The sequence below is a fragment of the Granulicella sp. S156 genome (genome assembly GCF_009766105.1).
Taxonomy (GTDB): Bacteria; Acidobacteriota; Terriglobia; order Terriglobales; family Acidobacteriaceae; genus Granulicella.
The window spans coordinates 26,302-38,815 of sequence record NZ_LMUH01000025.1; the positions used below are offsets into that span (position 1 = coordinate 26,302).

Sequence of the window (12,514 nt, forward strand, 5' to 3'; positions counted from 1 at the left end):
CTCCACTTTTGCAACAAAGGTAAAAAAGGCGGCATCGATTTTCGAGCCTAACTCAAGCTCGATTGTGGATACGAGACTATGAGGAGAGAAACGTTATGAAGCAGCAATCTAGATTAGGAATTCTGGCAATCGTTTTTGTCTTCGCCGTTCTTTTCGTAGGGACAACAAGCAGCGCCGCTGCACAGCAGATATGCGGCAACAATAGTTCGGGGCAGCTTGGCAACCTCAACCAGTATGTCTTCGGGGGCGACCAGTGGAATTCATCCTTCTCCGGTACCCTTCAGTGCGAAACGATTACGAACTCAACGGCTCCGCCTCCGAGTGGCCCGAGCATGGTTTATTCCGGCAACGCATTCGATGACACTACGGGTACTCCCGCCGATTACCCCGACTTCCTGTATGGATGTTTTTATGGCGGTTGCACGCAAAATACGCAGCTTCCGATCCAGGTCTCGGCGCTTTCCAATTGGGCCATCACAAGCGGCGAGACAGTGGTGGAGCCTTCGGGAGCTTCCAATGACGTCGCGTACGACATCTGGTTCAACACTGGCCCGACAACCCCTACGAACCAGAACACTACCGGCACCGAGATGATGATCTGGGTCCAACGCAATGGCGGTGTGGGGCCAAGCAACCCGGTGGCGACGTTCACTAGCAGCGGAATCACCTGGAATGTGTACACGTGGACCAATACAGGCAACTGCGGAGGTTGCTCTGGCACGGGAAGCCAGGTCATTGACTTTATAAACAGCAGCGCCAGCTCCGACGGGCCAACCAGCGGCACTACATTCAATCTCGATTTGGTACCTTTCTTCGAGGAAGCGTTGGCTCTGGGACAGATTCAGTCCTCGTGGTATCTGACCACAATCGAATTTGGTACGGAGATATGGGTGGGCGGCCCGGGATTGCAGGTCAACAATTTCTGGGTCAATGTAGCACCTGCCAGCAGCGGCGCTGCATTGAGTACGGGTACCCCGTACAACATCGTCAATGAGAATAGCGGTTCCTGCATCGACGACACCGCTTCGGCCACGGCGAATGGAACCGCCGTTCAGCAGTGGGTCTGCGACGAAGGCACTTACAGCACGCAACCCAACCAGCAGTGGGAGTTCCAGAACGGCACAGCCAGTGGTTACTATTACGTCTCCAATGTCAACGCTCCGGCCGAAACCTGGAATGTAACCGGCAATGGCACCACCAATGGCAGCCTTATCCAGACATGGACCTATGCTGGAAATCCCAACGAGGAATGGAAAGCCGTGTCGTTGGGCAATGGCTACTATAACTTTGTTGGCCAAGGCAGCGGTCTCTGCCTGGACACTCCTAGCGCCTCAACCGCAAACGGTGTGCAGCTGGATATCTACACCTGCAATGGAACAGCAGCTCAAGCGTTCAAACTCGTCACACCATAGGCGTTCGCGCGTAATTTGCCCTACAAGCGATACCAAGTTAGCCGGGTTCGCCCGCCCCGCCTCGCCCGCTCCCTTCGGTGGAAACGGGCAATTCATGCTGAGTTCTGTGAGGTCTTTGCCTTCATCCTTTGGCAACAGTTCAGACAAAACGATATGGGTATTGGAGTGAACCCCTGAAGTGAGACAGGATCATTAGAGGACTGGTAGGTTAAGGGGCCAGATGATCGCTGAGACGGGAGACGAGTGTTCCACCGGATTCAATGGCAGCATGCGCTAGAACAAAGCCGCTCAGTTGCTTGCCATTCAGCGAGATGGATTGGATGTAACAGGCGCGGGGTGAAGCTTTTTCCGCCTGTATGTGGAAGACCTTCCCGTTGGCGAGGTGGATGACCGCGCTCTTGAAGAGAGGCGTGCCGATGGCATAGGACGGCAGGCCTGGTGTCACGGGATAAAACCCGAGCGCGGCAAATATGTACCACGCCGACATCTGCCCTGCGTCGTCGTTGCCAGGAAGCCCTGCGGGACCTTCTTTGTACAGGGTGTCCCGAATGGAACTCACATGCTCCTGTGTCTTCCAGGGTGCTCCAGCATAGTCGTATAGATAGGCGATATGGTGGCTCGGCTCGTTGCCCTGCTCATACTGATCTTTGCGGAAGAGATCGTCGAGCCTTTCGGTAAATATCTTAGGTCCACCCTCTAGCGCGATGAGGCCGGGGATGTCCTGCAGGACGAAGAAGGCGTTCTGCGCGGCAGAACTTTCGATGAAGTACGCATGCGGCTGATCGGGATCAAACGGCGTGTCCCATGATCCGTCCTGGTGTCGTCCGCGGGCAAACCCGGTGTCGGGAGAGATGATGTTGCGAAAGTTCTGCGCGCGTCCGGCGAAGAGACGCGCGTCGTCCTGCTTGCCGAGCGACTTTGCGACCTCACTTAGAACAAAGTCGTCATACGCATACTCCAGCGTGCGCGAGACCTGACCTTGATCGTGGAACGCATAGGGGACATGATCCTCTAAAGGGATGTAGCCATAGTGTAGATAGGATTCCAAGCCGCGCCGGCCCTCCCCATCGCGGTACTTCTCCGGATCGGAGGGTGTGGTCAGTGCACTCTTCCGCATCAATTGATACGCGGCTTCGATATCGAATCCGCTCAATCCCTTCTGGTAGGCATCGCCGATCACGGCGACTGCGTGATCTCCCAGCATCTCTTGCGTATAGCTGTTCCAGGCAGGAAACATAGGCAGATATCCTCCCTGCTGTCCCTTCAGGATCAGTGACTGGACCATTGCACTCTCACGCTTCGGATCGATGAGAGTCAGTAATGGATGGAGTGCGCGGAAGGTATCCCATAGGGAGAAATCGTCGTAGTAGTCGGAGTTGGAGATGCGTTCGACCACCCCCTGAGACGCGAAGCGAGGATAGGTGCCATTGACATCATTGACGATGCGAGGAAGCTGCGAGGCGTGGTAGAGCGCCGTGTAAAAGATGCGGCGACTCGCTGCATCCGCATCAACGTCAATCTTATTGAGTTGCCGGTCCCATTGCTCGCGGCTCGCGGCCTCGATGGTTGAGAAGCTCCAGCCGTGGATCTCGGCGCTGAGATTCCGCGCTGCCTCTTCCACGCTGACGAACGATGTGGCAACACGAGCTTCGATGACGTCGCCGGCCCTGACATCGAACTGCAGGTAGACGCCCTCATCGGTAGTAGTGAATTCCCTGCCCGTCGTTTGCGATTGGAGTTTGGTTCCGGTCCAGGAGCCAGATCCGAGGGGAGTGCGATTAAATTGGGCAACGGTGTATCCACTAAAGCCAGCAGGCTTACCTGCTCCAGCGTAGATGCGCCGAACCTTGTTCTCTCCTCGAACCTCGCGGCCACCGTTGCTCACGGTCAGCGAGCCGTCTCCGGTTGCTGCCTCGTTCTGTAGCGAGATCCACGCATGCCCTGTTCGGGTGAATTGAAAGCGCAGCAGACCGCAGCGAGCAGTTCCGGTCATGGACACTTGAATGCCCGATTCCGGCAGCGTGACCTTATACAAATAGGGGTGCGTTTCTTCGAGGTGATGATCGAGGCGCGTAGAGAGATAGCCCTTTGAAAGATCTGGGGTTTCCATACCCGCAAGGAGTTGGAAGCTGCCGTAGTCCTTGGTTCCAGAGCCGCTCAGGAAGTGGCTTCCGCGCAGGCCAACCAGTTCGGTGTCTTTGTAGTAGTACGGAGCTCGAAGGCGGACTTCACCGTTGCGGGTCGCCGGGGTCCACTGCGTCATGCCGAATGGCACACCTACGTTAGGTGTAGTTTGGCCACCGCCGTCGGTGCCGATCATCGGGTCTACATCGTCAGCGTGAGAGTGTGAGACTGCGGCAACGCCGGCGTGAGTGAATAGAAGAAACAATAGGGCCGAACGCGCGGCGTTTGATAGGAACATGGACCTTGTCAGAGTAGCTATGGGGGAGCCGCCCTATTAAGGCGATCTCCCCCGAGTGATTGGGATTGACTTAGAACTTCAGTTTCAGTGCGAATTGAAGTACGCGCGGAAGGTTCTGCTGCGTGAGGCTTACGGTGCCGTATCCCGTGTAGCCTCCGTTAGCAGACTTCACAGGAGGGCCATCGGCGGGGTTGTCGTCCGGCCCAGGAAAGAGCACGCTGTTGGTTAGGTTGAAGGCATCGATGCGGAAGGTGAGCGACGATCCGTCGTAGATGGCGAAGCTCTTCTGCAGGGAGGCGTCGAAGTTCGGCATGATGGGTGTGCGGACACTGGAGATGCGGTCGGGTAGGTTTCTCAGGTCGTACTGCGGGATTGCCGAATAGCAGCCGAGGCTAGAGCCTGAACTGTAATCGTTATAGATCCACTGCTTCAGCGACGAGCCGCCAACCGGAGCAAAGCTGTGGCTGCAATTGTAGTAGTAGCCGTTGTTAAGGCTGACGGGCTGGCCGCCTTGTGCGGAGAGGATTGAGCTTAACTCCCATCCGTTGATGAACTCGCCGACGAAGCGGTTGGGCGTTGATAAGAAGCGCTGTCCCTTACCGATGGGCAGATTCCACTGCGAGGCGAGCGTAAGGACCTGGGTGCGATCATACGGACCGATTTCGTAGCGAACGGTTGGATCCTGGTAGGGCCATGAGTTGGTATAGCCCGTAGCGTTCATCGACTTTGAGAACGTATAGGCGAGTTGGAAGCTAAGAGCTTCGGGGCCGCCGAGGCGCTTGTCGAGTTTGACCTCCAGCGCGTTGTAGAGATTGCGTCCAAGTGGCGCAGCATCCCATGAGACCTGACCGAACGCAGAGTACTGGTGCATCAGGCTAAGCGCGGAGATGGTAGGTGTCGATCCAACCGTTGAGGTAGAAGGCAGAACACCATAGTACGGATTAGTGACCTGCTGGTTGAAGTAGTTTGGGTTGGCCTGGGCCTGCTGTAATTGCGTAAGGGACACTGGATTAAGAGTTGTCCCGGTGCGGAGACGATAGGCATAGTTGCCCGAATAGCGAATATCGAGCGTCATCTGGTCGGGAAGCGCCGTCTGAACTCCGAAAGAGGCCATGTTCGTCAGAGGGATCTTGCGCTGCGGGAAGTCGAGCGACTGCGAGTTACCGATACCGGTAAGCAGACCACCGGCTGCACCAAGCGGGGCTTGCGCGCCGTTGGGAAACGGATTGCCGCTGCCAAAATAGGTGGAGGGTGTTACGCCGCCGTTGAGAGAGTCGACGTAACTCGTCGTCTGCGATGAGCCGGAGTAGGTTCCGTTCTCGAGTCCTACGAGATACATGATGCCGTAGCCACCGCGGATGACGACATCCTTGTTGAGTTGGTAGGCAAAGCCGAAGCGTGGACCGACGTTGCTGTACTGCGTGTTGTATCCCTCTTTTGGCGCGCCGTTTTCTCCTGCGAACAGAATGCCGCCATAAACCGTGCCGAGTGAGCTTGCACTGATGCCTGCAGCCGCAAGACTGCCAGCAGCAGCAGACAGGTTCGACTGGAAGAGGTTGCTTTGCGTGGTGGGGTTGACGCATTGGAGGCAGAAGCCACGGTTCAGACCGTGTTCCCGAGCCTGCGCGCCATCGGTCACATCATAACGAATACCAAGGTTCAACGTCAGTTTGGGTGTAACCTTCCAATCGTCCTGCGCGTAGAGAGCCCAGGTGGAGTAGTACGTGAACTGGTTTAGATTCCAGTCGACACCGCCACTGGCTGGATAGCCAAGCAACAAGTCCGCGATGTCGAAGCCGTCCGTGCCGTTGCGCAGGAGTGGGTTCTGTTGTGTGGCAAAGGTACCGAATTGAAAGTCGCCATTGGCATGGCCAGCCTGTCCAGGCGTGCCGTGATTGAGATTGTGATATTCGCCACCAAAGTGCATAGCATGCCTGCCCCACTGCTTTGTAAGGTCGGAGTTGAAGCTGATGTCGGTGTAGGTGCCGGAGGTGATCTCGTTACCTACGACCTGCGGGTAGAACTGCGAGGCGGTGAACTCCGGCAACTGCTTCAGAGTCGTGGTCGGAATGCTTGGCATGGAGAGCCCGATACTGGTGGGATTGACGGGGTTCGCCAGGTTGCCATCCGGACTGGACAGGTAATAGCGTGCGAGGGAGACCTTCGCGTCTAAAAGGAGCGTTGGCGAGAAGGTATGGGTGACATCCTGGGATGCGGTGATCTGCTGGTGCTTCACATTGATGCTGCCGTACTCGGCAGGAGAAGGAAAGCCGTTGGTGCTCTGGAACTGTTTGCCAGGCTGGTAGGCGAAGAGGCTGTAGAAGCGTGTTGCGTCCGAGATGCTGTAGTCGACGCGTGCCATCACCTGGTTATAGGAGTAGTTTGCCGGTGTGTTCGCGATGTAATTGTTCTGAAACGCAGTGGTCGCGACGTTTGGCAGAGGATACAGATTGAGGACGGCAGCGCCAATAGGGTTGATGCGGTCCAGTGGAATGGTGTCGTTCGCGAAGGCAGTTCGCGTGTAGGCGCTGCCTGGGCAGTTGTTGATGCTGCCGCCGGCGACGGAGCAGGCCGTGGTGTTCGGATCGTAGATGGTATAGCCGGTCCCGGAGAAGTTGGGGCCACCGGTAGCGCTGGGGCGCATCGCAACAGTAGGCACGCTCTCCAGCGTGGTGTTGGCGAAAGCCTGACGGAAGCCCTCATAGCTGCCGAAGAACAGCACCTTGCTGCGAAGGATGGGACCACCGATGGTCGCGCCAAACTCGTTCTGGTGTGAGCCTTGCCGGGCGATGCCGGCTCCTGCATTCTCGTAGTTGTTCGCGTTGAAGGCGCTGCTTTCCAGGAACTCGTACGCGGAGCCGTGGAACTTGTCCGATCCTGATTTGACCACCATGTTGATGGTGCCGCCGGCCGAACGGCTGAAGCGCGCGTCATACGTTGAGGTCATTACATTGACCTCCTGCAAAGCATCAATATTGGGCGAGAGCTCCCAGCTACCCTTGCCGCCGGTACTCTGCTCGGTGATATTGGTGCCGTTCAGGTTGAACTGCTGGTAGCCCTGCACACCACCACCTACGACATAGGAGTTGGTCACGTTCCACCCGTTGTTGCCCGTGGTGCTCGCGACGTTGGTGGTGGTGAACTGCGAACCCGGCGTGGTGCCGATCAGCGAGTAGACCTGGCGACCATTGAGGGGTGAGTCTTCGATCTCTCGCTGCGAAAGGATGGTGCCGCCTGATCCGTCTGAGGTATTGAGCTGGGGCGGCGCATCTGTGACGGTAACGATCTGCTGGACGCTTCCCACGTTCAGGGTGAAGTTCAGGCCGCGGGATCCGCTCGCGACCATCAGCACGTTGTCCTGTTTGATCTCTTCGAAGCCAAGCGCCCCCACCGTAACGGTATAGGTGCCGGGAACCATGTAGGGGATGTAGTAGGTTCCCTTTTTGGTGGGCCTGGCGGAGTAGGTCTGCTGGGTGGAGATATTGGTCGCGGTGATGGTGGCCTGCGTGACGAGTGCGCCGACGCTGTCGGTTATCTCGCCGCTGAGTGTGGCGCGAAAATCCTGGGCAGACAGTGTGGCCGAAAAGCCGATCACCAGCGCCAGCATAAAGCCTATGACTGAAGCAGTGAACCACCGTGGGCGGTTACGTTCCGTAGACATCCTCTTCTCCTATAGGAACGCGTTTGGCGTTCCTCACAGGACAAGCCATACCAGTCGAGGCGAGCGCACATGAGTCAATTCACTGTTCTACAGGTCAAATCACATCATGAAACATGGCAGGAACCTTATTAGAATAAGCAACTTGTAGAATGTGGTCAGATTTTCCATTCATCAAACTTTCAATCGAATGAGGTCTAATAGAGATCTGCGCAATCCTTCCATGCTGGTACCACCCAACTCGGCTGATCCTCGCTGGCTCCTTGCAGAGCGCGTTGCCGCATCGCCTGCGTTCACACGCTCTCCGCGGCTGGCACAGCTACTGCTGTTTCTGTGCAGGCATCATCTGGCAAATGAGGATGAGCGCCTGTCGGAGCAGACCATCGCCGCCGACCTGTTCGGCCGAGGTCATGGATTCGACTCGGCCAGCGATACCATCGTGCGCTCGCACATGCTGCGGCTGCGGCAGAAGCTGGAGGCCTACTTCAGCGAAGAAGGTGCGAGCGAAGAGCTACGGATAACCATTCCCCGCGGCCGGTATGTTCCACACTTTCACTCAGCACAGACGGTGATCGAAGTTGCGGCGGCTCTCTCTCCCTCCGCGGAAGCCGACGGCGAGGAACTCGTAGAAGTACTTCCGCGAGGCGGTAGGATCTCTGCCCGCTGGGCCGGCATCGTTGCAGCAGTTGGGTTGTGCATCGTCTGCGTCCTGGGCGTCGTGGGGTTGAAAATCGGCGGCCAGACGAAACGCACGGCAACCCGGCAGCTCTGGCGCCAACTCTTCCCGCAGCATTCGACGACACTGTTCGTCGCTGCGGACAGCGGCCTGGTTCTGCTCCATGGCATCACGGGCGAAAACACCACGTTGAGTGAATATGTCTCGCACGATCTCCATCGGGCTGCCTCCTCGGCTGTAAGTATGGAGCCCGGCACAGCCTTGTCATTAGCCAGCCGGCGTTATACCTCGTTTGTCGACCTGGAGATCTTCAATCGGCTGAGCCATGTGCCGGAGGCGCTTGCGGGATCGTATAGCATCCGTTACTCACGGGACATCTCGATCAACGATCTCAAGATGGCCAATGTCATCTTCTCCGGCTCTGCAGACGCGAACCCTTGGGTTGAAACCTTCGAAGAAGGCATGAACTTCGTTCTGGCGGACAATCTGCACGAGAATATCCGAGCCTTCACCAATCGCCATCCCCAACCTGGAGAGCCGGCGAAGTATGTCACAGGAAAAGCAGAATATGGTGTGCTGGCGTTCCTCGCCAACCCCAGTGGCAACGGAAATGCGTTGATCATCGAAGGCACGTCCGTCGCCGGGACGGAATCCGCGAGCGACTTTCTCTTCAACAGCAACGAGCTTGAGCCGTTTCTTGAGAAGATCCGCAGAGCCGATGGCTCTGTTCCACACTTTGAGGTCATCGTTTCGACGGAGAGCCTCAATGGCAGCGCCTCGCCTCTGCGAACACTTGCCTGGCGCGTCCATAACGATTAAGGACAATGGCTCATGAAACAGAAGTAGCGTCAGCCATAGTTCGGGTGCCCCGTCTTCGCGAAGCGACCCGCTCCCGCCCCATGTTTCTACTTCCTCATTATTAGGTGTCAGTAGGTTTGACGTGATGATCCGAACGTTATAGGTGAAGTAAGCCTGGGCGGGAGCGGTCGGGCGTTCGCCCGATGCCCACCTTAGGCGCAAACAACGCGCCGAAGATGGGGCACCCAGTTTTTGGGCACTTCGTTATCTCAGGGCTCAATATGACGACGAAAAAATAGACAGCCGTTTTCCACGATACTTCAAGCCTGTCGCGTTCTCTGGTATTTGTCCTATCGCATCCTAGCGTTCTGGCGAAATATTCACCGGAGCGCCTGGCTCCTGCGGCGAATCATCCCCTGGAAGCGGTGTCGTCTTCTTCCGCCGCTTTACCGGTGGTGCTGAGCTGGGTGGGCGCTGCTTGCCGCGGCCGTTCTTCTTGCCGTTTGGAGCCTCGATCACGGCACGCATCCAGTATTCGCCGTTCTCATCGACCTCAATGCCATGGGTCTCGCGTTCGAAGCCTGGGAAACGCTTGCCGAACTCCTCCATCGCCAGAATCAGGCGGATGACGGGGCTGTCGGGACCCCCGAGGCGTTCGCCCGGCATGCTCATCGGGATGCCCGGCGGGTATGGCACCAACATCACGGCAGCGATACGTCCTGCCATCTCCACAAACCGGATCTTCTCCGTCTCATTGCGCAGGAGCTTCTGGTAGGTCTGCGCCGGCGTGAGGACTGGATCAAAGTCTTCGTCGCAGGCCGCGTTTACCAGGCCGGACAGGTTGAGTTGCTGCATGACGAGGTGCATCTCATCACTCAGCTCTTTCAGCGTCACATTACGATAACGCGCCGGATACTTCGAGACGAGTTCCGGCAATGCCTCTTCGAGCGGAGCTTCAGAGTCGTAGAGCCGCTTGAACTCGAAGAGATTTTCGAGCAGTGCGCCCCACTTTCCTTTACTGGTGCCGACCGAGAAGAGCACTAGCACGGTGTAATCGCCAGTGCGTGCGATCTCAACGCGGCGGCCGTCCAGAAACTCCGTAAGGATCGCTGCGGGAATGCCCCAGTCGCTCACCACGCCATGGGCGTTGACGCCCGGCGTAAGGATGGTGACTTTGGCCGGATCGAGCATGCAGTAGTCGTCCGCGATGTCCTCGTCCTGATAGCCGTGCCAGTCTTCGCCGGGCTTCAGGGTCCAGCAGCTGGAGCGGTTGGTGAGCAGACCATCGGCCGCTTCTTCAAACAGGTAGGTTTCGCCGTCGAGTGGATCGAAGACGTACTCCGGCTGGTAGAGGCGGAAGAACCAGCCCTGCTCCGCCGCGCGCAACCGATGCGCAACCGAGGACATGGCCTTGCGGAAGCTGATCGCGTCCTGCAGGGTCTCGCTCATCAGCGTGGGGCCGGCGGGCTCATCCATCATGGCCGCAGCAACGTCAATGGACGCAATGAGCGGATAGAACGGAGAGGTGCTGCCGTGCATCATGAAGGCTTCGTTGAACTGGTCGTAGTCCAGCGGTGCGCGCGGGCTGAGCTTGATATGAACCATCGACGCCATGGAGAAAGCAGCCAGCATCTTGTGCGTGGATTGCGTCGCGAAGATGGTGGGACGGTCCGGGCTCTCATCGGGAACGCCCATTGCATAGCGGCCTTTGTAGATCTCGTGAAACTTCGCATAGGCGTACCATGCCTCGTCGAAGTGCACGCGCGTGACGCTCTTAGCCAGTTCTTCGACGACGCGGTTCACGTCGTAGCAAAGGCCGTCGTAGGTGGAGTTCGTAACCACCGCATAGGTGGGCTTTTTCTGTGGCGCACCTGCACTAAACGGACTCTTCTCAATCAGTGCCTGCACGCTTTCAGGGCTGAAGCGTTTGATGGGCACAAGACCGATCATTCCGTAGCCGTTGCGCGTGGGCTTGAAGTAGACAGGCCGCGCCCCGGTGATGGTGAGCGAGTGGCAGATCGACTTATGACAGTTGGCGTCCGCGAGTACGATGTCATCCTGCGCGATGACGCCGTGACCGACAATCTGGTTGGAAGCGGAAGATCCGCCGAGGACATAGAACGTCCAGTCCGCTCCGAAGATGCGAGCGGCATTGCGTTCGCTCTCTCCCGGAGGCCCAATGTGATCGAGCCAGGAGCCCAGCGGCGAGGTCGAGATACCGAGATCTGACCGCATGATGTTTTCGCCAAAGAACTTGTGGAACTCCATGCCGACCGGGTGCTTCAGGTAGGCGACGCCGCCCATGTGGCCCGGTGCGTCCCAAGAATACGCGCCCTGGTCGGTGTACTTCTTGAGTTCGCGGAAGTAGGGTGGCAGCAGTTGCTCGTGATAACGCTCGACGGCAAAGTCGACGCGGTTCGCGATAAATGCCGGCGTGTCGCCGAAGAGATGGATGTACTCATGCACCTGCTTGACGACTTCCAGCGGCAGTTCGCTGACAAGCGTACGGTCGGCGATCAGGAAGATCGGGATCTTCTTGTTGCGGCGGCGGACGGCGCGGAGGATCTTGAGCGCGGCGCGTTCATCGAACTGGTTCTCTCCTTCGAGGTCCCAATCCAGCAAAATCGCGCTATGTGATGGGTCCGAGGTGACCAGGGACAATCCATCTTCGGGAGTCGAGGTTCTAACGACCTCGTAGCCTTCTTTTCCGATCGCTTCGACCAGACGCTCCATGGCACGGTCCGATACGGAATCCGTTCCACCTACCTCACTTGCAATCAACAACACCCAACGGCCTTCGCTCATACACCTCTCACTTCAACTTCTAATGGTACAGCCCAAAGATGAAGACAGAGTGTAGAGATTAGTGGATAGAGTGTAGAGATTTTGACGCTGCCTCATCGTCATCCAGACCGGGTTGCGCCACGGAAAACAGGCAAAGAGAAAAACGCGGAAGACATGGGAAGGTTTCTCCATGTTTTCCGCGTTTATCCGTACAGCCCTAGACTCTGCCGCTACTGTTGCACGACTCCCGGACGCACGCTATCTGGCGCGTGGATCTTGACTCCTGGCTGGCTCGACTTCAGCTTGATCCGGGTCAGCGGATTGTGTTTTCCGCCAACATTCGCCATAAAGTTAATCGTGTAGCTTTCGTCGATCGACTTGCGGAATTCCGTAAGAAACGGCCCCAGAGATACGGGGTTTCCGATGCCCTGATAGAACGACTGGGCTCCAGTAGCCTCCGCCACCTGGTTCAGGTAGCTCTGGCCGCTAAAGCTCCCCCTCCGGCTCCGCCGTCCTGCTTCGTTATAGGCAATCGAATAGACAGCAACACCGGCACGCTGGGCGTCCTCCTGCGCAGTCTGCACATAGGGGCTATCCTGGTTCATGATCGACGTGCTGCCGTTATAGGGATCGACGCCATTGGTGAGCATCATGACGAAGCGCGCTCCAGAGCTATTCGAAGGCCAGTGCTTGACGAACTCCGACAGGCAGAAGTACGGGCTTGCGTCGACGCCAGGCGAGGAGATCGTTATCCGAAGCGAATC

Annotated in this window: 5 protein-coding genes and 1 pseudogene; 2 read left to right on the top strand and 4 right to left on the bottom strand. The window is 57.4% G+C overall.

Annotation, left to right across the window (positions count from 1 at the left end; translation table 11 throughout):
* Nucleotides 1-95 precede the first annotated feature (95 nt).
* Nucleotides 96-1,412 (top strand): RICIN domain-containing protein, encoded by a 1,317-nt coding sequence (locus tag GSQ91_RS18995; protein WP_158823346.1) that lies wholly within the window; start codon nucleotides 96-98, stop codon nucleotides 1,410-1,412.
* A gap of 208 nt (nucleotides 1,413-1,620) precedes the next feature.
* On the opposite strand, the gene GSQ91_RS19000 is transcribed toward GSQ91_RS18995, so the two are convergent.
* Nucleotides 1,621-3,834, bottom strand: a complete 2,214-nt coding sequence (locus GSQ91_RS19000; protein ID WP_158823347.1) for a GH92 family glycosyl hydrolase — start codon at nucleotides 3,832-3,834, stop codon at nucleotides 1,621-1,623.
* Nucleotides 3,835-3,904: 70 nt separating this feature from the next.
* Complete coding sequence (locus GSQ91_RS19005; protein ID WP_158823348.1) at nucleotides 3,905-7,495, bottom strand: TonB-dependent receptor; 3,591 nt, start codon at nucleotides 7,493-7,495, stop codon at nucleotides 3,905-3,907.
* A gap of 220 nt (nucleotides 7,496-7,715) precedes the next feature.
* Here GSQ91_RS19005 and GSQ91_RS19010 point away from each other — a divergent pair, with 220 nt between their 5' ends.
* Entirely contained in the window at nucleotides 7,716-8,987 is a 1,272-nt protein-coding gene (locus GSQ91_RS19010) for a helix-turn-helix domain-containing protein (RefSeq protein WP_158823349.1), read from the top strand.
* Nucleotides 8,988-9,326: 339 nt separating this feature from the next.
* Here the strand turns inward: GSQ91_RS19010 and GSQ91_RS19015 are convergent, their stop codons facing one another.
* The gene (locus tag GSQ91_RS19015; protein WP_158823350.1) at nucleotides 9,327-11,771 is read right to left on the bottom strand and encodes an Orn/Lys/Arg decarboxylase N-terminal domain-containing protein; all 2,445 of its coding nucleotides are present in this window, start codon (nucleotides 11,769-11,771) and stop codon (nucleotides 9,327-9,329) included.
* 209 nt (nucleotides 11,772-11,980) lie between these two features.
* A pseudogene (locus tag GSQ91_RS19020) lies at nucleotides 11,981-12,514 on the bottom strand (hypothetical protein); the annotation flags it as partial.